The 20,498-nt window shown below is 64.8% G+C and carries 16 protein-coding genes and 1 pseudogene; 7 read left to right on the top strand and 10 right to left on the bottom strand.

What is annotated here, in order from left to right:
• Positions 1–15: 15 nt before the first annotated feature.
• From AWB70_RS09805 to AWB70_RS09840, 9 genes and pseudogenes are all read right to left on the bottom strand, one after another.
• Positions 16–1,728 (bottom strand): ShlB/FhaC/HecB family hemolysin secretion/activation protein, encoded by a 1,713-nt coding sequence (locus AWB70_RS09805; RefSeq protein ID WP_053571885.1) that lies wholly within the window; start codon positions 1,726–1,728, stop codon positions 16–18.
• A gap of 311 nt (positions 1,729–2,039) precedes the next feature.
• Positions 2,040–3,956, bottom strand: coding sequence for a peptide transporter (locus AWB70_RS09810; RefSeq protein ID WP_159680206.1), 1,917 nt, complete (start codon positions 3,954–3,956; stop codon positions 2,040–2,042).
• A gap of 291 nt (positions 3,957–4,247) precedes the next feature.
• Positions 4,248–6,560: a two-partner secretion domain-containing protein gene (locus AWB70_RS09815; RefSeq protein WP_053571884.1), complete on the bottom strand. Its 2,313-nt coding sequence runs from the start codon at positions 6,558–6,560 to the stop codon at positions 4,248–4,250.
• Positions 6,561–6,614: 54 nt separating this feature from the next.
• A pseudogene (locus AWB70_RS39690) lies at positions 6,615–6,722 on the bottom strand (ESPR-type extended signal peptide-containing protein); the annotation flags it as partial.
• 448 nt (positions 6,723–7,170) lie between these two features.
• Complete coding sequence (locus AWB70_RS09820; protein WP_060854076.1) at positions 7,171–7,833, bottom strand: response regulator transcription factor; 663 nt, start codon at positions 7,831–7,833, stop codon at positions 7,171–7,173.
• Positions 7,834–7,864: 31 nt separating this feature from the next.
• The gene (locus tag AWB70_RS09825) at positions 7,865–8,605 is read right to left on the bottom strand and encodes a response regulator (protein ID WP_053571882.1); all 741 of its coding nucleotides are present in this window, start codon (positions 8,603–8,605) and stop codon (positions 7,865–7,867) included.
• Between the two features lie 280 nt (positions 8,606–8,885).
• Positions 8,886–9,548 carry a response regulator transcription factor gene (locus AWB70_RS09830; RefSeq protein ID WP_053571881.1) on the bottom strand — a complete coding sequence of 221 codons (663 nt, stop codon included), beginning with the start codon at positions 9,546–9,548 and terminating at the stop codon, positions 8,886–8,888.
• Positions 9,538–11,388, bottom strand: a complete 1,851-nt coding sequence (locus AWB70_RS09835) for a PAS domain-containing sensor histidine kinase (protein WP_053571880.1) — start codon at positions 11,386–11,388, stop codon at positions 9,538–9,540. Before AWB70_RS09835 ends, AWB70_RS09830 begins: the two co-directional genes overlap by 11 nt.
• A gap of 128 nt (positions 11,389–11,516) precedes the next feature.
• Positions 11,517–11,873 (bottom strand): response regulator transcription factor, encoded by a 357-nt coding sequence (locus tag AWB70_RS09840; RefSeq protein WP_235024191.1) that lies wholly within the window; start codon positions 11,871–11,873, stop codon positions 11,517–11,519.
• A gap of 226 nt (positions 11,874–12,099) precedes the next feature.
• On the opposite strand from AWB70_RS09840, the gene AWB70_RS09845 reads away from it, so the two are divergent.
• Entirely contained in the window at positions 12,100–13,323 is a 1,224-nt protein-coding gene (locus AWB70_RS09845; protein WP_014253087.1) for an MFS transporter, read from the top strand.
• A 92-nt stretch (positions 13,324–13,415) separates the two neighbouring features.
• Positions 13,416–14,366, top strand: a complete 951-nt coding sequence (locus AWB70_RS09850) for a LysR family transcriptional regulator (protein ID WP_053571878.1) — start codon at positions 13,416–13,418, stop codon at positions 14,364–14,366.
• Here AWB70_RS09850 and pssA read toward each other — a convergent pair.
• Entirely contained in the window at positions 14,356–14,964 is a 609-nt protein-coding gene (pssA, locus tag AWB70_RS09855; protein WP_014253085.1) for a CDP-diacylglycerol--serine O-phosphatidyltransferase, read from the bottom strand. The genes AWB70_RS09850 and pssA overlap by 11 nt on opposite strands.
• 173 nt (positions 14,965–15,137) lie before the next feature.
• Between pssA and AWB70_RS09860 the strand changes: the two genes are divergently transcribed.
• The 5 genes from AWB70_RS09860 to AWB70_RS09880 all read left to right on the top strand — a co-directional run bounded on the left by AWB70_RS09860 (position 15,138) and on the right by AWB70_RS09880 (position 20,479).
• Complete coding sequence (locus tag AWB70_RS09860; protein WP_053571877.1) at positions 15,138–15,626, top strand: MerR family transcriptional regulator; 489 nt, start codon at positions 15,138–15,140, stop codon at positions 15,624–15,626.
• A complete protein-coding gene (locus AWB70_RS09865; RefSeq protein WP_053571876.1) occupies positions 15,623–17,179 on the top strand; it encodes an MFS transporter in 1,557 nt (518 codons plus the stop codon). Before AWB70_RS09860 ends, AWB70_RS09865 begins: the two co-directional genes overlap by 4 nt.
• 51 nt (positions 17,180–17,230) lie before the next feature.
• Positions 17,231–18,838, top strand: coding sequence for an acyl-CoA synthetase (locus tag AWB70_RS09870; protein WP_053571875.1), 1,608 nt, complete (start codon positions 17,231–17,233; stop codon positions 18,836–18,838).
• A gap of 31 nt (positions 18,839–18,869) precedes the next feature.
• Complete coding sequence (locus tag AWB70_RS09875) at positions 18,870–19,691, top strand: cytochrome c (RefSeq protein ID WP_053572141.1); 822 nt, start codon at positions 18,870–18,872, stop codon at positions 19,689–19,691.
• An 83-nt stretch (positions 19,692–19,774) separates the two neighbouring features.
• The gene (locus AWB70_RS09880; RefSeq protein WP_053571874.1) at positions 19,775–20,479 is read left to right on the top strand and encodes a GntR family transcriptional regulator; all 705 of its coding nucleotides are present in this window, start codon (positions 19,775–19,777) and stop codon (positions 20,477–20,479) included.
• The last annotated feature ends 19 nt before the right edge of the window (positions 20,480–20,498 follow it).

Consider the following 20,498-nt stretch of genomic DNA (forward strand, 5'->3'; position numbering starts at 1 on the left):
AGGCGGGCGATTCGGTCAATGGCTCCAGGTGACCGACAGCCAGTATTGGGTCGGCTTCTTTCCCGGTTCCACCCACGAGGTTCCGGAGAAGGCGTAGGGCCGGGCGATCGAAGCAGAGACCGTCGCGCCCCACGGCGTGAGCCAGTCGAGACTCGCGCCGTAGCCGCCGAGCACGCGGTTGTTGGTGACGCCGCCCACGCCGGGATAGGTGTTCTCCCACCCGTACCACGGCGAGTGGTTCACGCGGCCGTAGGCGAAATCGCTGAACACGCCGAACTGCAGTTGATGTCCCGCCGCGATCGGCACGCGGTCATACAGACCGACGCTCAAAACCGCCCCTTCGTCCGCCGATCCTTCGTCGGCACGATAGGCGCGCACGGCCGTCGGGCCGCCGAGGTTGAGCTTTTCGCTGCCGTCGAGATTGCGGCTCGCGAGTTGCGCGCTGGCGGCGGTCGAAACGAAGAGGTTGCCGCTCGGCGTGAGGTTGTAGGTCGCAAAGCCGCTGCCGCTCAACTTGGCGTAGTTGCCGCCGCGGTGCGTGACGTCGTCCGAGAAGTCGTTCGTGCTCAGGTGGCCGAGCGTCAGCGCGAGCTGCCCGCCCACCATGTTCGAGCGCAAGGCGCGCGCACGCTCGCCGTTGTTTCCCTGCAGCGTCAGTTGAATGGAGTTGATCGTGCCGTTCGTGCTGGAGCCGAGCTCCGTGAAAGTCGTCGACGAGCGGCTGTGCAGAAACGATGCGCCGCCCCAGAGATTGGCGTCGAGCCCGCGCATGAACGGATACTGCACGCCCGCCTGCGCGGTGGTCGCCACGCCCTTGGTCGGCGTGCCGACGTTCACGTTGTATTGCTGGCGCGTGAGGCCCGCAGTCAGGCGCAGACCATCGTCGAAGATCGGCATGCTGCCGGTCAGCGAGCCGGTCCACATGTTCTTGGTGGTGTCCATCAGCGTGAGCGCGTAGCTCTCGCCCATGCCGAAGTAGTTGTTCGCCGATGCGGTCATGCCGAACCGGTACGTCCCCGTCGATGGGTTGCCGTTGTTATCGAAGATCAGATCCGCGGAGACGGGCTTGCCCCGCTGCGCGATATTGAAGGTGACGTCGATATCGCCTGTCGACGCGCCCGCGGACACCTTCGGCGCGCCGTCCAGCGAAACGCCCGGCACGTCTTGCAGCAGTTGCGTCGCGCGTTCGAGACGGCCGGTGCGCAACATGCAGTCGCCATCGAGCGTGCTGCCGCCGCACAGCGCATGCGTGATGAGCCGCTGCAAACGCGCGTCGGCGACACGCGACTTGTTGTTGACGCTGATCTTGCCGATGCGGCCCGGAAAGACCGTGAACTGCGGCTTGCCGCCCTGACGCGCGGCCTGCCAGTCCTGCTCCGTCATGAGCACCTGTCCGAGCGGATAGCCGCCCTGGCGCAAAGCGAGCGTCAGGACGTCGGACCAGCGCTCGACCTCCTTGATCTCGCGCGGCGCAGCGCCGAGTCGGCGGAGACCTTGCGTCACCACTTGCTCGACGTTCAATGCATCGGCGCCGCCGCCCGGCACCACTTTCGCCGATGCCACACTCTGATCGCCAACCGGGGCGGCATCCATCGCGCCCGAGTCCTGCACCAGCGAACCTGCATCGGCGGCGCACGCGACTTTCGCGCTCGTCACGCCGACCAGCAGCATCGATCCGACCCACAACATCTGTCGCGTTGCTGCCGTCAATTCCTTCGTCTTGAACATTGCACCTAACCTTGATTGAACAAAATGCCCGAACGTCGTGTCTTGTTCACCGCTTAGAGGCAACGTCCGCCTTCGAAACCAAGGTTACGTTTCGAGGCGTTCAAATCGAATAGAAGAACTTCTAAAGTGAGGTGGGGATCGGCCGCAAAGCACCGTGGCGCGGGCATCCGCGAGACTGCAAGAGGCGAAACGGACTGTTTCGTCCGTGCGGTTTGCAGCGCCCTTCGTGAGCGCGCGCACGACAAAAAGCCCGGACGAAGCCGGGCCGTAAAGGTCATGGTCGAGCGATGCGAAACGCTCGCGAAGGGAGATCAGGCAGTCGCCGGAATCGCTGCCTTTTTCACGATCGACAAGCGCGATTGCGATGCGCCCGCGCGCTGCTTTCGCGCCGGCGTGCCGGCAAGCTCCTGCCAGAGCGCCTCGATACGTTCGCCGAGAATCTCCGGACGCCCCTTGAAAATCAGCTTCTCGACGGCCTGCCGGCCCGCGAGCGTGCGCGACAGTTCGAGCCGTTCACCGGCATCGCCGATCAAGCGCAGCGCAGCCGCCTTGTATTCGTCGTTCGTCTTCGCGATCATCCATTCGGGGAAGCCGAGGCGGCGGAACATGCCTTCGTCGATATGCTCGTGCACTTCGCGCCCCGTCTTGCACACGCCGACGAGCCCCGCCCACACCGTATCCACGATGCCGTTCGTATTGCCGAACGGGAACGGGTTCAGGAACAGGTCGCACTCGGCGATCACCTTCATGTAGGCGTCGTAGTTCTGCTGCTTGTGGACGACCGCCGTCTTGCCCATGATCCGCTGGATGTGATTGCGGACCATCGGATAGATGACGCCCGTCGCCTGCCCCACGAGGAAGTGAAACTCCACGGGCACCGTCGCCGCCTTGGCGATTTCCGCGCAGGTTTGCAGGAACCCTGGATTGAGCTTGATCGACGTTCCGGCGACCGCGATCTTTACAGGATCCGATTTGCTGTGTTTCCTCGACGGAAGATCGAGCCCGAGCATGGCCGCGGGCGCGCGATACGGCATGCCGTCGTGCGGCAGCTTCAGAAGCTTCTCGCTGAAACAGGCTTCATCGCCCACATAGTCCTCTTCGACCACGACATAGTCCATGACCGGGCTGTGCGTGGTGGCCGGATGACCCAGCGCCATCAACTGAAGCGGCGCGACACGCGTGCAGGCGAGCACCACCGTGACCGGAAACATGCCGACGCTCGGCATATAGAGCGCCTGCGCCTCGCGCGCTTCGCTCACCTGACGCACCTGGCGCACGTCCTCCCACATGTTGTCGCCCTTGATCGGGATGAATTCGTGGAAGACCTCGCGCCCGACTTCATCGACGCGCGACTCCATGCCCATGCCGACGATATGAAATTTTTCGCGCATCGCAACAATGGTCTGCGAATGCGTCCGGTAGATGGAATGATTCTTCGAGAACCATTCGAGCACGACCAGCAGCACGGGCTTCTGGCCGGGCTTCGGCGTGCGCGCCTTGCGTTCGACGTCGTGCATGCCGAGACTCGCCAGTTGCCGGCGAATCAGCGTGTTGATGGGCTTCTTGATGTCGTGCTTGCCCGGCAGGTCCGCATAGCTGCAGTGCATGTACGCGGAGTGCAGGACGCCCACCGGCAACTGGCCGATGCTTTCGACCTGATCGAGTTTGTCGGGCAGCCACGCGAGCAGTTGCTCGCGCTTGGCATGCGCCGCGGGCGTGCCGAGAAAGCGCGACGAGAGCAGCGTCAGCGCCATGCTCGCGGTGGCGGCTTTGTCGTGCTTCCAGAGCACGTCCCAGTCCAGGCGCACTTCGGATTCCGGCATGTAGAAGAGCTGGAATTTCGGAAAATTGACGAGTTGAAGGCGCACGGAGTTGTGCGCGTCTTCCACATCGCCGAACGAACGCAGAATGTGGTCCGCGTTGCGAAACGGACTTGCGGCGAACATGCCGCCGAGCCAGCGTTGATACGGGCGCGCCTTCCTGAGGCCCGCGTCGGAGAAACGAAACGTCGGGTCCGACACCAGCGCGGTAATGGCCGACGTGATGCGGGTCAGCAGGTGATCGTCCAGGATCGCGCGCGCTTCGCCGGATTGCGCCCAATCGTCGACGTCTTTGAGAATGCCGAAATTCTCGTCGATTCTGGCGAGCAGTTTCAGGAGCTCGCGGCCTGCCGCTTCTTTCTCGTGACGATAGCAGTGGTACTCAAACTTGTTGATGCTGAATTTCATGAACTCGTTCCTGACGGAGGAAATGGGCAGAGCGAAGCCGGCGCCCGTCACTCGGCTGACCGCCCGGTCGACTCGTATGGCGCGCGTTTTACGTCCTTGAAGAAAGGTTACGTTCCTGAGCCCGCGATTCGAATAGAAGAAGTTCTAATGTTCGAGATCGTGCGGGCGGCGGTTTATGCCGCTTGGATTCAGTGCGTTTCAGAAAGCAGAAAGCCCGGCACGATGGCCGGGCTCATGACTACACGTCGGGGCGGCGAGCCTGTTGCTGGCCCGCCGCATCCCTGCGTCGACTTACTTGCTTGCGGACAAACGGCCCGCCTTCTCAAGGCCTTGCTTCAGCCAGCCATGCGACTTGATGACATAAGGCTTGCCGCCTTGCATGCCGCTCTCCGTATAGAAGTACTCATGCGTCGTCTCGTTGACCGACAGGTCGGCCTTGAGTTGCGATGCCTTGTCTTCCATGGCGAAGTGCTTCACGCCATCGGCGCCGTCGCGGTATTGCATCGGCCGCTTCATCACGCCTGAGCGCGTCGTCAGCGTCGCTTCGGCGGAATTCGACGTCAGGTCAACCGACAGATCGCTCATCGTGGCATCGGCCCAGAATCCTGCATCGCCGGCTTCCACTGTCAATGCCTGCGCCTCGTCCAGGTACCAGTGCATCGCATGTTCGTACAGCACATACGCGGCACCGCCAGCCAGCGCCAGACCACCCACCACGCCCGCAGCGATGGCGCCACCGTCCGACGAGCCACCGCTGGTGACGTTGTGGTCGCCGTTGCCGCCGCCAGTGTTGCCGCCGTCGGCGTTGTTGCCGCCGTCCGCGTTGCCACCGCCGTTGCTGCCACCGCCGTTGTCACCGTTCGCGCTACCGCCACCGCCGCCGCCGCCCGTGTTGTTGATGACCTTGCTGCTGCCGTTGTCGATGACGCGGATCGTGCCGTTCTCCGTCACGTTCAAGTCACCGTTGATGTCCGTGCCCTTGCCGTTGGTCGAGTTGCCGTCGATGTTCACCGTGCCGTTGCCGCCCGCGTGGGTATCGCCGTTGACCACTATGCCCGTGCCGTTGGTCGTGTTGCCGTCGATGTTCAGCGTGCCGTTCTGCGTCACGTTCGTATCGCCGTTGATGACCACAGCGTCGCCGTTCGTCGTGTTACCCGAAATGTTTTCCGAGCCGTTGCCCGAGACATTCGTGTTGCCGTCGATAACCGTGCCGTTGCCGTTGGTCGTGTGGCCGTCGATGTTCAGCGTGCCGTTATCCGCGCCCGCCTGCTGCACGATATTGCCGGTCGCTGTGCCCGCGCTCGCCGTCGTGATCGTGACGCTCGTGCCGTTGTTCAGCGCGTTGTTGATGGTCGTGTTTGTGACCGTCGCGCTGTTGTTCGAGCCGCCGCTGAAGCCGCTCGTCACCGTGCCCGTGTAATTCGCATCCGTGCCAGTGCCAATGGTGACGTCCGTCGGATCGATCAGCCACTCGCCGGCCTTGCCCTTGGGCGCCGAGGCGCTCACCTCGCCTTGCATGTTCAGGCTATGGCCCGACGTTTCCACGAAACCGCCGTCGCCCTGGCTCGAACCCGCCTTGATCGTCGCGCCGCTGTCCACCTGCGTGAAATTCGCGAACTGCACGCCGTCTTGCAGCATGCCCGCCGCCTGCGTGCCAGCGAGCTTCTTCAGGCTGTCGCCGCCGATGATGACCTTGCCGCCCTGCGTCGCGCCGCTCGCGTCGATGCTCGCGTTGCCGAACACGCCCACGCGGTCGCCCGAGAGCACCACCGTGCCGCCCGCGCCCGCCGCGTTGGACGCGTCGATCTTGCCCGACACCGCCACGTCGCCCGTGCTGCCCGCATCGGCCACCACCGTGCCCGCGCGCACCACGCCGTCCAGATTCACCACCGACTTGAGCAGCGTGTTGCTGCCGCGCGCGGTCAGCAGCACCGAGCCGTTGTCCGCCTTGATCGTGCCGCTGTTTTCCACCAGCGCATCGGCCGTGGCCTTGTTCAGCGTCAACTGGATGCCCTGACCGTTGGCCAGCGCCACCGTCGCGCTGTCGCCCGCCGCGAGCGCCACCTGACCGTTCTTGCCCGCGTCGATCGAGCCGGTGTTGCGCACCTGATCGCCCATCAACGTCACATAGCCGTGCGCCTGGATCGTGCCGTCGTTCACCACGCTCGCGTTCTTGCCCGTCGAGTTCAGCTTGAGCGGACCGCCCGCCATGAACTGATCCGCATCGATGGCCTTGGTGGTCGCGAGCAGCGAGCCCACGTTCACCACCGCGCCCTTGCCGAACAGCACGCCGTTCGCGTTCTGGATCAGCACCTGGCCATTGGCCAGTAACGTGCCCTGAATGTTCGACGCGCCCGCGCCCGTCACGCGGTTGAGGGCCTGCGCCTGCGCGTTGGGCTGATTGAACTGGACCGTGTTGTCCTTGCCGACGTTGAACGAATTCCAGTCGATGACCGCGCGCTGGCTGCCCTGATTGATGCTCATGTTCGCGCCGGACTGCGAGATCGCGGCCTGACCGGCGACGACGCTGCCGCCCGTCGGCAGCGCCTGCGCATAACCGACCGACGGGTCGAGCATGAACAGCGCGGTCGCCGTTGCTGTCATGGAAGACACGATACTGACTGTTGCGCCTTCGCTCGAAGGTGCGCGACCACTGGATACGACGCCCTCACCGGGTGCTTTGCCCTGACTCTTCACATCTTCCGCAACCGCCACCAACATACCAAGACGCTTGCTAAACAGGCGGCGAAACCGATACTTGTTCATCTAAAAGAGACTCGTTTTGAATGGATGCACCGTGCCGTCGATACGGCATCGGACCAACACCACCTTGGTGTCAGGAATCGCTTCTAGCGGTGGCTTCGGGCGACATGCCTCGGCTATCTCTCGATGCCTCTATCGGAATACTTCCAATCCGAAGCCCGCACATGTGAAAGCGCTATCACGAATCCTGTAAGGCGGATATTAGGGACAGCGAAAGGTTGCCCATATAGAAGAAGTTCGAAGATCGAGGCGATGGTCGCAATCTAGATTCGAAAGGTGCGTCCGGCGCTTCGATGAAGGCGAAACCGGAACGAAGAGAGGGGAAGAAGGGTGCGACGGGGGGAAGAAAAGCGAAACGCGCTGCGTCCGAGCGCGCGTTGCGGCCTGCCTGGCGGCAAGCGCAAACGGCGTCCGGCGATCGAACATCTTCGATCGCCGGACGCCGCCTGTATCAGGCACGCCGGATGTCGAGCGCTGCCTGCATTCCGTTGAGCCAGAGCTTGCGGCGGGACGCGAAGAGGTAGAGATCGGATTCGCGCGAGAACCCGAGTTGCTGATAAGCCATGATGCGGCGCTTGCTGATGGTGCTCTTGCCACGGCCCAGCAGCCGCGACGTTTCCACCACCGACATGCCGCACAGCATGAAGCCTGCAATTTCCATCTGCCGCGCCGTCAACGCGCCGAAGCGTTGCAGTTCCGGCTCCGCATGGAAGCGGTGCAGCGCCGCTTCCACCAGGGGCGAGCGGAAACGCCGGCCCCGCGCGAGCGCGCGCACCGCGTCGAACACCTGGCTCAGGTTCTCGCTCTTGCTGACGATCCCGGCCACGCCGCGCTGCGCGAGACTGCCGATCAGAAACGGATCGTCGAACCGGCTGTAGACGAGCACGGGCAGGCCGGCATGCTTCATCGCCAACGAGGAGAGGAAGCACCACCCGTCCATCGAATTGCCGCGCGTCATGGAGTAATCCGCCACCACGACATCGCATTCATGCTCGTCGAGCACGTCGAACAAGCCGGATGCGCCGGTCACGGCGTCCACCACGTCGAAGCCCGCTTCCACGAGCGCCAGACGCAGCCCGCACACGGCGAGCGGATGTTCGTCGAGGATCGCCACCTTGATCTGTTGCCGAGACATCGCGCTCTCCTCAGGCCGCACGCGAGGACGCGGTGTCCCGCCATCCGCACAGGTCATCGGGCGCCAGGGCCTCGTACAGTTCGCTGCCGACGTCCCGCGAGGAGCGTTCGAGCGACAAGCCATGACCGAATGCAAACCGGTAGATGTCCGATTCGCTGGAGAAACCGAGTCGCCGGCAGGCCTCGTGCCGCTGCGAGCTCACCGTGTTGATGCGCCTGTGCAGGAGCCGGGCGGTCTCGGCGACCGTCATGCCGCACAACATCAGCCCCGCGATTTCCATTTGCCGCCGCGTGAGCGAAGTGAAGCGCCGCATTTCGGGAAGCCCGCCGAAGCGCTCGACCGCTTCGTGCGCGATCGGCGACAGATAGCGGCCGCCCTTCGCGAGAATGCGCACCGCCCGGAGCACCTCGTGCATCTCTTCGCGCTTGCTCACGATGCCCGGAATGCCGCGCTGCGCCAGCGTTCCCAGCAGGAACGGATCTTCGAACTCGCTGTAGACGAGCACCGGAATCTTGGGAAAGTCGCTCGACACGGTTGCGATGAAGCACCACCCGTCGACCTTGCCGTCGTCCGGCATCGAGTAATCGGTGATGACGACATCGCACGATGAATTTTCGAGCAAGGCCAGCAATCCCGACGGCCCGGTTTCAGCACCCAGCACGTCGAAGCCCGCACTCTCCAGCGTCTTGCGAAGCCCCGACAGCACGATCGGATGATCGTCCGCGATGGCAACCCTGATGGTCTCAGTCATTCCCTCACCTCCTGGCACGGCCCGAATGGCGATAACCGCGACCGACCGTTCTTGTGCCTGGGGAGCCGGACCGCGCTAAGGATCGTCACGATCATGCGGCCTGGCGGCGCGCAGCGGACCCGCGATTCATTGGGTCCGTCGTAACTTAGGTGAAAGATACGGGCGCGCCGTCTTCCGACATATAGAACGATGTCGAAAGGTTTCGGGGGAATGACCGGTGGGTCAGTTTGCGAGGGGGATTACGATATCAGCGTCCTTCGAATGACGGTCAAAAGGCGCTTCACGGTCTCTGCGCCCGCGAAGCCACCGACGCCCCTTGCGGCATCTTCACGCCGAGCGCCTCCGCCTTCAGCACAAGGTCCGCGAGCGATCTTGCCGCCATCTTCTTCATCGCCTGGCCGCGATGAATCTTCACCGTGATCTCGCTCAGGCTCATCTCCGCCGCGATCTGCTTGTTCATCAAGCCCGACACGACGAACGCCATCACTTCACGCTCGCGCGGCGTGAGCGATTCATACGAGCGCCGCAAGTCCGCCACCGACCGGCTCGCCGCGCGCCGCTCCTCGTCGGCGTCCAGCGCCTGCGCGACGGCGTCGAGCATGTCCTGATCACGGAACGGCTTCGCCAGAAAGTCCTTCGCGCCGGCCTTCATCGCCTTCACCGTCATCGCGATATCGCCGTGCGCGGTCATGAAGACGATCGGCAAGCCCAGCTGGCTCGCGGCCATCTGCTCCTGCACGGCGAGACCGCTCTGCCCTTTCAGCCGCACGTCGAGAATCAGGCAGCTCGGCACCTCGGGCATGTCGTACGCGAGGAACTCGTGCGCGGACGCGAACGTCGTCACGTTCAGGCCGACGGAGCGCAGCAGCATGCGCAACGCATCGCGCATGGATTCGTCGTCGTCCACCACGTAGACCATCGCGCCGTCCTTCTCAAAGCTCATCGTCGTCCCCTTCGTTGTCGGGCAGCACGAAGCACAAGCGCGCGCCGCCATCCTCGGGCGCTTCCGCCCAGATCCTGCCGCCGTGCGCCTCGATGATCGAGCGGCAGATCGACAAGCCCATGCCCATGCCCTCGGCCTTGGTCGTGAAGAAGGCCTCGAAAAGCCGCCGCGCATTCTCTTCGCTCACGCCCGTGCCGGAATCCTGCACCGTGATCTGCGCATAGCCGGCGTCGCTCGCGCTCGCGCCCGTCACGATGCGCAGCACGCGCGGCCCGTCTACGCCGGACATCGCCTGCGCGGCGTTCATGATCAGATTGATGAGCACCTGCTGCAACTGCACGCGATCGCAACGCACCGTCGGCGAAGGTGCGGCCAGTTCGGTGCGCACGTCCACGCGATGCCGGTCGAGCTCGCGCCGCACCAGCTCGATCGTCTCGCCGACGATCTCGTTCACGTCGAGCGTCGCAAGCTGGCTGTCGCGCTTTCGCGCCATCGCACGGATCCGGGCGATGACCTCGCTCGCGCGCTTGGCGTCGCGGATCATCTGCGCGATCGACTGCTGCGCCTCGGCGATCTCCGGCTGCGGGCGGTTGAGCCAGCGCAGCCCGGCGTCGCCGCTCGTGACGATCGCGGCCATCGGCTGCGTGACTTCATGCGCGATCGACGCGGCCAGCTCGCCCAGCATCGTGACGCGCGTGACGTGCGCAAGCTCGGCGGTCGAGCGCGCGAGCGCCTCCTGCGCGCGCTTGGTGTCGGTGACGTCCATCAGCGCGCCGACATACTCGTCGCCGTCGCTTTCCGTCGATGCGCGATGCGCGACGAAATGCACGTGCTTCACCGATCCGTCCGGCAGCAGCAGCCGATGCTCGATCTCGATGTCGCACGCGCCCGCCTCGGCCGCCTGATGCGCGCGGCGCACGATTTCCAGATCGTCGGGATGCGTGCGCGCGAGCACCGCGTCGATGGACGGCGTGATGTCGCGCGGATAGTCGAAGATGCGATACGCCTCGTCGGACCACCACATCGTGCCGGCGGGCAGGCGCGTCGCGATGCTGCCGGTGCGCGAAAGGCGCTGCGCGTCGAGCAGGAACGCCTCGCTGCGCTGCAAGGCATCGCGCTGGCACTGCAGTTCGGCTTCCATGCGCTTGCGCGGGGTGATGTCGTTGCTCGTCGCGAGCACCGCGTGCGGCAGGCCTTTCGCGTCGCGCAGCAAGGCCGCGCGGCTGGCGATCACGATCTCGCCGCCGTCGTGGCGAACGCGCGTGATTTCGCCGTCCCAGCGGCCCGAGCGCAGCAGTTCGGCGTGGATCTGCGTATGCGGCACGGGCGAATTCGACTGCGTCATGCGCTGGATCGGCTGGCCGATCGCCTCTTGCGCCGTAAAGCCGTAGAGCGCTTCCGCGCCGCGGTTCCAGAACGTCACGCGGTCGTTCATGTCGTGCGCGACGATCGCGTCGTGCGTCAGATTGAGCAGTTCGAGCTGCTCCTGCATCTTCGTCGTGGTGGCCAGATTGCGCAGCGAGAGAATCGCCGTCGTGCCGATCGCGAGCAGGCTCACGGCGCAACGCGCGAGCGCGCCGCCCGAGACGTTCTCGTCGTGCGAAAGAATGAAGCCGACGAGCGTGAGGATCACGCAGCCCCAGGCCGTGCTGACGGTCGCGGTGCGATTGCCCGTCGATGCGACCAGCAGCACGACGATGACATACAGCACCGCGATGGCGATATCGAGCGGCGTGAGCGCGTCGATGAGAAACACGGCGAGTGCGATGGCCGCGGCGAGCATCGACACGATGCGGATATCGTGACGCACCGGGCGCGGCGCGCTTTGAAATGTCTCCATCACGGCCGGTCCAAGCCCGGCGAATGGAAACGAACGACGAACGAAACGAGCGGCAGGGTCATGGGGCGTTCGAAAAGAGCGTTCGTTGAGAACATCGCGGCGCGAAAGGCCGGATGACGCACTGCATTCTATCCCTTCAAAAAGCCTTCTTTGATGCGTTCCAGGCAATCCGCGACGGCCCCGCCATCGACGGGCTTGCTGAGAAAGCACACCGCGCCGCCGTCGATGGCCTGCCGGCGCGCGGCATCGGAAGCGAACGCGGTGATGAACATGACCGGCACGCGCGGTTTCAGCGCGCGCAGACGCTGCTGCAGTTGCAGGCCGGACATGCCGGGCATGTTGAGATCGGTGATGACGCACGCGAGTCCGTCGAGCGGATCGGCATCGAAAAACGACTCGGCCGACGGATACAGGCTCACCTCCCAGCCGAGCGAACGCAGCAGGCTGGAGGAGGCGACGCGGACAGATTCGTCATCGTCGATCACGGAGACTCTTGAAGGCGGTTGCAAGGGCGTTGTCCTGAATTTCGGCGGGCATGGGACCGTCCGCCGCTTGGATGAAGTCATCTTACGCACGCGGCCGCGGCGGCGAAATCATATGTACGTATATGTGGGACGCCGCGCGGACCTTTCATATGACGGAATCGCGGCCCGTGCAAGCGCGTTATGCACCGGCGACGTATAGTCGCGGACTGCCATCCAAGGAATCCCCATGTCGACCCCAACATCGACCTCGCTCGACCCGGCCCGGCACGTCCCGCTGACGCGCGGCCTCATCGCGCTGTTCGCTTTTTGCTGCGGCGCGATCGTCGCCAATCTGTATTACGCGCAGCCGATCACCGAACTCATCGCGCCCGATCTGCACATGGCGGGCGGCACCGCGAGCCTCATCGTGTCGCTCACGCAGATCGGCTATGCGCTCGGGCTCTTTTTTATCGTGCCGCTCGGCGATCTGGTCGAAAACCGCAAGCTCATGATCGCGACCGCGCTGGTTTCCATCGCGAGTCTCGCGGCGGCCACGTTCACGCACACGCCCGGCTGGTTCCTCGTGATTTCGCTGCTGATCGGCTTTTCCTCGGTGGCGGTGCAGATTCTGATTCCGCTCGCGGCGCACCTCGCGCCGGACGAATCGCGCGGCAAAGTGGTCGGCACCATCATGAGCGGGCTGTTGCTCGGGATTTTGCTGTCGCGGCCGATATCGAGCCTCGTCGCGGGTCACTTCGGCTGGCGCGCGATGTTCGGGGCCGCCGCCGTGCTGATGATCGGCATTACGACCGTGCTCGCGCTCACCATTCCGAACCGCAAGCCGGACCACCGGGCGACGTACTTCCAGTTGATCGGCTCGCTCGGCCACCTCGTGCGCACGATGCCGGTGCTGCGTCACCGTTCGCTCTATCAGGGGCTGATGTTCGCGTCGTTCAGCCTCTTCTGGACCGGCATTCCGGTCGAGCTGACGCGGCATTACGGACTTTCGCAGACGGCCATCGGCATCTTCGCGCTGATCGGCGCGACGGGCGCGACCTCCGCGCCGATCGCCGGGCGTCTCGCCGACGCCGGCCACACGGTGCGCGCGACTTTCATCGCGCTGATTCTCGCGGCGCTCGCGTATTTGCCCGTGGTGTTCCATCCGGCGTGGGGCGTCGGCGCGCTCGTCGTGACGGGCATCGCCCTCGATTTCGCCGTGCAGATGAACATGGTGCTTGGCCAGCGCGAAATCTACGCGCTGCACGCCGCGAGCCGCAACCGGCTGAACGCGGTGTACATGACGAGCATTTTCGTGGGCGGCGCGATCGGCTCGGCTTTCGCAAGCCCGCTCTACGAGCGCGGCGGCTGGACGCTGGTCGCCTGGGTCGCCACCGCTTTCCCGCTCATCGCGATGGCGCATTTCGTCCTGATCGGCCGCCGGCATGCCGCGCACACCTATACGCAAGGATGACTTGCCTGTATGCACGGCTGATGGCGTGAAGCGTTGCGCGAACGTATCTTGATTCCATCGAGGACAACAGCGGAATCGGGAGGCAGGCGGACATGGACAAGCTCTTCAGCATGCGCGTGTTTTCGCGCGTCGCCGAGACCGGCAGCTTCAGCGGTGTGGCGAAAGACATGGATTGCAGCGTAGGCATCGTGTCGCGGGCGGTCGTCTCGCTGGAAGACGGCCTGCGCACGCGGCTTTTGCAGCGCACGACGCGCCGCGTCTCGCTCACCGACAGCGGCGCGCGCTATTACCGCAAGTGCAAGACGATTCTCGCTGAAATTGACGCCGCCGACGCCGAAGCCAGCGACGCCGCCACCACGCCGCGCGGCCGCCTGCGCGTGCACGCGGCCCCGGATCTGGGGCTCACGCAACTGATGTCCACGATCGTCGAGTACCGCCGTGTGCATCCGCAAGTGACGGTCGATCTGAAGCTGCTGCCCGGCATGCCCGATCTCGTGCAGGAACAGTTCGACGTCTCGGTGCTCTCGGCGGCGGCGCTGCCGGATTCGGGCAACGCGTACCGCGTCGTCGGGCGGTTTCAGCGCGTGCTCGTCGCCGCGCCCGCGTATCTCAAGCGCAACGCGGTCGAATCGATCGGCGATCTGCCGATGCACGCGCTCACGCGCATTAATGCGCCGTTCGCACATCCGTGCGACTGGCATGCGGAGCTTGCATCCTGCGCCGCGGCCCAGGCGGAAGCCGCCGATCAGATCGTGGTAAACGACGCGCAGGCCCTTCGCGTCGCCTTGCTGGCGGGCGCGGGCGTCTCCGCGATGCCGCATTATTTCGTCGCCGACGACATTCGCGCCGGCCGGCTCGTGCGCCTATTTCCGGACTATCCGCTGCAGGGCGCGAGCGTGTACGCGGTGTATCCGTCGCGCCAGCATGTGGACGCGAAGATCCGGACCTTCGTGGAGTTCTTGTCGGCGTCGCTAAAGGAAAAGTTCGACGCGGCGCCCGCGATCAGCGCGCCGCCGCTCGAAACTCAGGCAGTCATGGCTTAGGAATGCGGATGCGGCTGATCATCAGCGAGCCGGAAATCGCGTAGATCAGCACGAGCGGATGCAGCGTGAAACCGCCGATGCGCCACGTGCCGAGCCACATGCTTTCGCCGATTGCGCCGGACCACGCGCCGATGGTCAGCAGCAGCACGATCAGAAACGAAGTCGGAATCGGCGTGCCCTCGAAGTGCGTGACCTTGCCGCTGGCGCCCGACATCTCTTCGGTCGTGACGTTGTAGCGCGCAAGCCGCGACACGCCGCACGCCACGAAGTACGCCAGAATCACGCGGTCATACAGCCCGCGCATGCCGAATCCATAGCCGATGATCGCCGGCGCGACGCCGAACGAGATCACGTCGGCGAGCGAATCCAGTTCCTTGCCCAGCAGCGACGCCTTCTGACGCCAGCGCGCGATGCGGCCGTCGAGCACGTCGAAGACGAGCGCCGCGAACACCAGCGCGCAGGCCAGATAGATATGCAGCACGTCCGAGTCGTCGAGATAGGACATCGACGAGAACAGCGCCCCCGTGCCGCACACCGCATTGCCTAGCGTGAACCAGTCCGCCAGGTGGAAATCGCGGATCATCGAGAATCGTTTCATGCGTTTCGGTTTTCGTGACGTTCGGGCAGCGCCGAAAACCGGCGCCGCGAAGCTGACAAGTCTATCATCGCGCCCTCTTTCCTTAGCACTCCGCATGCCAGCCAAACCTGTACGCGAACGTACAGGTTTGCGTTATACTGCACGGCATCGACTCCGCACTCTCGACGCCCGCCATGTCCACGATCAAGCCCGCGCGGCTCACCATCCGCGATGCCGCCGAACGGCTGCAGGTCACGCCGCGCACGCTCAAGTATTACGAAGAGCGCGGCCTCGTCACGCCCACGCGCAGCGAAGGCCGTTACCGGCTGTATAGCGAGCAGGATCTGGAACTGTTCGCGCGCATTTTGCGGCTGCGCTCGCTCGGTTTCTCGTTGCAAGGCATCGTCGAAATACTGAAACGGCCGATGGAAACGCTCGGCGAAGGCCGCACCGGTTTTTCGGCGTCGTCCTTGCGGGAAATCGAGCAGGCGCTGGCGCAGCAGGTCGACGCGGTGGATGCGCGCATCGCCGCCGTGCGCCGCGAACTGAAGGAAGCGCAGGCGGTGCGCAACGAACTGGCGCACGATCTCGACTATCTGAGACGCAGAATCGCGGGCGAGAGCAAGGAAGCGCTGTTGCAGGAACGCATGGCCGCGCGCAAGCCGCGCACGGATGCCGAATGATCTCGGTATCGTTTCGTTATCCGAAGCAGCTTGCGGATCGTCTGCTCGGCGATCTCTTTCCGTGGGCTATCGCGCTCGCCACGGGTCTCGATTATTTCGACAACTCGATCTTCTCTTTCTTCACGAGCTATATCGCGGGCGGCGTCAACGCATCGTCCGATGAACTCGTGTGGGCGTCGAGCGCCTATGCCGTCGCGTCGGTGCTCGGCATTCTGCAGCAGCAATGGTGGATCGAGCGGATCGGCAATCGCCGCTATATCGCCGGATGCCTGTTTCTGTTCGCCGCGGGCGCCGTCGCGGCCACGTTCTCCGAGTCCGCCATCGAACTCGCGCTCGCACGCGGCTTTCAGGGCTATTTCATCGGCCCGATGATGAGCGCCGCGCGCATTCTGATCCAGACGCGCTTCACGCCGCAGGCACGCCCCGCCGCGACGCGCCGCTTCCTGAACCTGATCCTGCTCGGCACCGCGCTCGCGCCGCTGTGCGGCGGCTATCTCGTCGCGTGGGTCGGCTGGCGCGCGCTGTTCTCATGCACCGCATTCGCGGGCGTGGCGCTCGGCGTGCTGGCGTACGTCGCGGTGCCGTCTTCGGGGCGCGTGCATCCCGAAGCACGCGGCGAGTCGCATTTCTGGCCGTACATCATCTTCGCGTTCGCGCAAGGCGCGTTGCAGATCGTCATGCAGCAAGTGCGGTTCGAACTCTTCAGCACGTCGCCGGAACTGATCCTGCTGACGCTCGCCGGGCTCGTCGCGCTCGGCTGGTTCGTGTGGCATCAGTGGCATCATCCGAAGCCGTTGCTGCGGCTGCACGCGTTGCGCGAGAAGACGTTTCAGGTGGGCATCGTGTTGTACATCGCGTTCTATTACATCAGCAACGCGATGAGCTTTCTCGTCTCGCGCCTGCTCGAAGCCGGGCTCGGCTATCCGGTGGAAAACGCGGGGCGGCTCGTCGGCTTCACGTCGATGGCGTCGCTCGCGATGGCCGTCGTTTATTTTCGCTTTTCATCGCGCATCAAGCACAAGAAGTGGCTGATCATGACGGGCTTTCTGCTCGCCGCGTTCATCGGCGCGTGGATGATCAACATGCCGCCCGATGTCAGCATGCCGTGGCTCGTCGCGCCCATGATCCTGCGCGGCATGCTGCTGCTTTTCATTGCGCTGCCGGTCGCGAACCTGACGTTCCGCATCTTCGCCATCGACGAATACAGTCACGGCTACCGCTTCAAGAACATCGTCAAGCAACTGACCTACTCGTTTTCGACCGCGACCGTCATCATTCTGGAACAGCATCGCGCCGCGTTGCACCAGACGCGGCTCGTCGAAACGGTCAATCCGTTCAATCCGGTCTTCCAGAACACGTATCAAGGCCTGATCGACAGTTTCGAACGCATGGGCCACGGCGCTGCGGCGGCGAAGAGTCTGGCGGTCGGCGAGATCGGCCGGCTCGTCACGCAGCAGGCGAACTTCCTGAGCTCGCTCGACGGCTTCTACTTCATCATCGGCGTTGCGCTGTGCGCGAGCGCGGTCGCGGCCTGGCAGACGCGCATCGACTGATCCGTCTCGAAGTATGATGAGCGCACGATCCACCCTCCCGCGCTCACGCCCATGCTCCCGCCAGGCCACGCCTATGAAGCCGTAGCAGGTCAGTTCGAATGGCGCATTCCCGCGCGCTACAACATCGCGCAGGATGTGTGCGACAAATGGGCCGACGGCTCGGGCCGTCTCGCGCTGATCGTCGAAGCCGCCGATGCCTCGCAACAGCGCTATACCTTCGACGACCTCAAGCGCCTCTCCAACCGCTTCGCCAACGCGATGAAAGCGCAAGGCGTCGCGCGTGGCGACCGCGTGGCGATCTTCGTGCGGCAATCGGTCGAAGCGGCGATCGCGCATCTCGCCGCGTATCGCATGGGCTGCATCGCGGTGCCGCTCTTCGCGCTGTTCGGCATCGATGCCATCGAGTTCCGGCTCGCGCATTCGGGCGCGAAGGCCGTCGTCACGGATGCCGAGGGCGCCGCGAAAATCGCGCAGGTTCGCGGCGCGCTGCCGGCGTTGCAGCACCTCTTCGACACCGACACGAACTTCTGGCCCGCGATCGAAACCGCATCCGACGACGACGCGCTCGTCGATACCGCCGCGGACGATCCCGCCGTCATCATTTATACATCCGGCACGACGGGCAAGCCGAAGGGCGCGCTGCACGGGCATCGCATTCTGCCCGGCCACTTGCCGGGCGTGGAAATGTCGCAGCAGTGCTTTCCGCGCGACGCCACGCTGTTCTGGACGCCCGCGGACTGGGCGTGGATCGGCGGGCTGTTCGACGTGCTCATGCCCTCGTGGCATCACGGCGTGCCGGTGCTCGCGCGCCGCTTCGACAAGTTCGACGGCGTCGCCGCGTTCGATTTGCTCGCGCGCCATAAGGTGAGTCACACGTTCCTGCCGCCGACCGCGCTCAAGATGATGCGCGCGACGCCCCACGCGAAGCGCGACGGTCTCGCGTTGCGCTCGGTGGCGAGCGGCGGCGAATCGCTCGGCGAAGAATTGCTGTCGTGGGGGCGCGCCATGCTCGGCGTCACCATCAACGAGTTCTACGGGCAGACCGAGTGCAACATGGTGCTGTCGTCGTGCGAAACATGGTTCGGGCCGCGCAACGGCGCGATCGGCCGCGCGGTGCCGGGGCATCGCGTCGCGATCGTCGATGACGACGGCGTGCCCGTGCCCCACGGCACGCAAGGACACATCGCGATAGCGCGGCCCGATCCGGTCATGTTCCTCGGCTACTGGCGCGACGAAGCCGCGACCGCGCAGAAGTTTCGCGGCGATTTCCTGCTGACGGGCGATCTCGGCACGCTCGACGGCGACGGCTTCTTCCGCTTCATCGGCCGCGACGACGATGTCATTACGAGCGCGGGCTATCGCATCGGGCCGGGTCCGATCGAGGATTGCCTGCTCAGGCATCCGGCGGTGCGCTTCGCGGCGGTCATCGGCGTGCCGGATGCGCAGCGCACGGAGATCGTGTGCGCGGCCGTCGTGCTGAACGAGGGCTTCGAGCCCGGCGCGGCGCTCGTGCGCGAATTGCAGGAACACGTCCGCACACGCCTCGCGGCGCACGAATATCCGCGCGACGTGCGCTTCGTCTCCGAACTGCCGATGACGGCCACGGGCAAGGTCATCCGCAAGTCGCTGCGCACGCAGTTCGCGGGCGGTGAACGTTGAGCCGCTTCGCGCGGCCTTTCTTCAGACGGCGATGAACACGAACCTGAAACGCATGATCGCACTGGCGGGCCTGATGCTCGCCTGCGCGTCGTCGATGGCGGCGAGCCTCGTCATCAACGTCGGCGGCGAGCGTTCGCTCACGGCCGAACAACTGCTCGCGCGCCCCGATGCCGCGACGATCCGCGTGCCGAACGACGTCACGTTTCATCGCACGATGACGTATCGCGCGGTGCCGTTGCGCGCCCTGCTCGGTATCGCCGCATTGCCCGCCGACAAGGAACTGCAGATCACCGCCACCGACGGTTTCGTCACGCACCTGCCCGCCAGGCTGCTTTTCGGCGATGCGAAAAAGCGCGCCGAACCGTGGCTCGCGATCGAGACGCCGGACGAACCGTGGCCACAGGTCTCGGGCAGCGGCGATATCGGTCCGTTCTATCTCGTCTGGATCGATCCGGCCGCATCGGGCGTGTCCAGCGAGCAATGGCCCTTCAAGGTCGATGCGATCCGCATCGCGCCGACGCTCGCCGCGCGCTGGCCGCAGATCGCGGTCGGCAAGAACGTGCCCGCCGATTCGCCGATCCGCCGCGGCCAGCGCGTCTTCGCGACGCAATGCATGGTGTGCCACAAGCTCAACGGCGCCGGCGACGCCTCGATGGGCCCGGACCTCAACCGGCCGCACAATCCGACCGAATACTTTCAGCCGTGGGTGCTGAAGTCGTTCATCCGCGATCCGAAGTCGATTCGCGCCTGGGCCGACATGAAGATGCCCGGCTTCGACAAGAACGCGCTCAGCGACGGCGATCTCGACGCGGTCATCGCCTATCTCGGCTATATGGCGAAGCACCGGAAGTAAGCGGGCACTGAGGGAAATCCCCACGTTTCATCGCGGCCACTTTGCATACAATGTTCCCGTCAGTCGTCTGAAACGGGGCCGCGATGCCGCAGACTCAACCCGCTTTGCATACAATCCCGCCCGAACCCGCGCGTTCGGCAGACGACGTCTATCTCGCGATCAAAGACGCGCTCGCCGGCGGCCAGTACGGCGCGGGCCAGTATCTGCGCGAGGAGCAGCTTGCAAAGGGCCTGGGCGTGAGCCGCACGCCGGTGCGCGAAGCGCTGCGCAGGCTCGACGCCGAAGGCTGGGTCGAAACGCGCCCGAACTACGGCGTGCGCGTGAAGGCGTGGACCCTGCAGGATGCGCGCGAAATCTTCGAAGCGCGGCTGCTCGTCGAGCCGTATCTGGCCGGGCGCGCGGCGCTTGCCATCGGCGCCGCGGACATCGTGCGCCTGAAAGCGCTCGCCGATGCGATGCTCGCCATCACGCAACATCCGTCGACGCCCGAAACCTGCGAAGCGTGGTTCACCGCGAACGGAGAATTCCACGCGATCATCACGGCCGCCGCGAACAACGCGCGCCTCGACCGCTCGCTGCGGTCGATGAAGGAAACGCCGCTCATCAAGTGGACCTTCGACACCTATAGCGACGAAGACCGCGAACGCAGCGCGCGCCAGCATTTCGAAATCGTTCTGGCGCTCGAACAGCGCAATGCCGCGTGGGCGGAAGCCGTCACGCGCTGCCATATCCTCGCCGCCGAAAAGGCGGTGCTCGACCGCTACGACAGAGAGCATCGCGCGCCCTGACACGCGCGGGCGGTCCGGG

This window comes from Caballeronia cordobensis (genome assembly GCF_001544575.2).
In the GTDB taxonomy this organism is placed as follows: domain Bacteria; phylum Pseudomonadota; class Gammaproteobacteria; order Burkholderiales; family Burkholderiaceae; genus Caballeronia; species Caballeronia cordobensis.

Coding starts and splice junctions, on each gene's coding strand:
- AWB70_RS09875 (WP_053572141.1), top strand. CDS start 18,870: ATGAACACGAACCTGAAACGCATGATCGCACTGGCGGGCCTGATGCTC.
- AWB70_RS09880 (WP_053571874.1), top strand. CDS start 19,775: ATGCCGCAGACTCAACCCGCTTTGCATACAATCCCGCCCGAACCCGCG.
- AWB70_RS09850 (WP_053571878.1), top strand. CDS start 13,416: ATGGACAAGCTCTTCAGCATGCGCGTGTTTTCGCGCGTCGCCGAGACC.
- AWB70_RS09830 (WP_053571881.1), bottom strand. CDS start 9,548: ATGAGCTTTGAGAAGGACGGCGCGATGGTCTACGTGGTGGACGACGAC.
- AWB70_RS09870 (WP_053571875.1), top strand. CDS start 17,231: ATGCTCCCGCCAGGCCACGCCTATGAAGCCGTAGCAGGTCAGTTCGAA.
- AWB70_RS09815 (WP_053571884.1), bottom strand. CDS start 6,560: ATGACAGCAACGGCGACCGCGCTGTTCATGCTCGACCCGTCGGTCGGT.
- AWB70_RS09860 (WP_053571877.1), top strand. CDS start 15,138: ATGTCCACGATCAAGCCCGCGCGGCTCACCATCCGCGATGCCGCCGAA.
- AWB70_RS09810 (WP_159680206.1), bottom strand. CDS start 3,956: ATGAAATTCAGCATCAACAAGTTTGAGTACCACTGCTATCGTCACGAG.
- pssA (WP_014253085.1), bottom strand. CDS start 14,964: ATGAAACGATTCTCGATGATCCGCGATTTCCACCTGGCGGACTGGTTC.
- AWB70_RS09805 (WP_053571885.1), bottom strand. CDS start 1,728: ATGTTCAAGACGAAGGAATTGACGGCAGCAACGCGACAGATGTTGTGG.
- AWB70_RS09865 (WP_053571876.1), top strand. CDS start 15,623: ATGATCTCGGTATCGTTTCGTTATCCGAAGCAGCTTGCGGATCGTCTG.
- AWB70_RS09835 (WP_053571880.1), bottom strand. CDS start 11,388: ATGGAGACATTTCAAAGCGCGCCGCGCCCGGTGCGTCACGATATCCGC.
- AWB70_RS09845 (WP_014253087.1), top strand. CDS start 12,100: ATGTCGACCCCAACATCGACCTCGCTCGACCCGGCCCGGCACGTCCCG.
- AWB70_RS09825 (WP_053571882.1), bottom strand. CDS start 8,605: ATGACTGAGACCATCAGGGTTGCCATCGCGGACGATCATCCGATCGTG.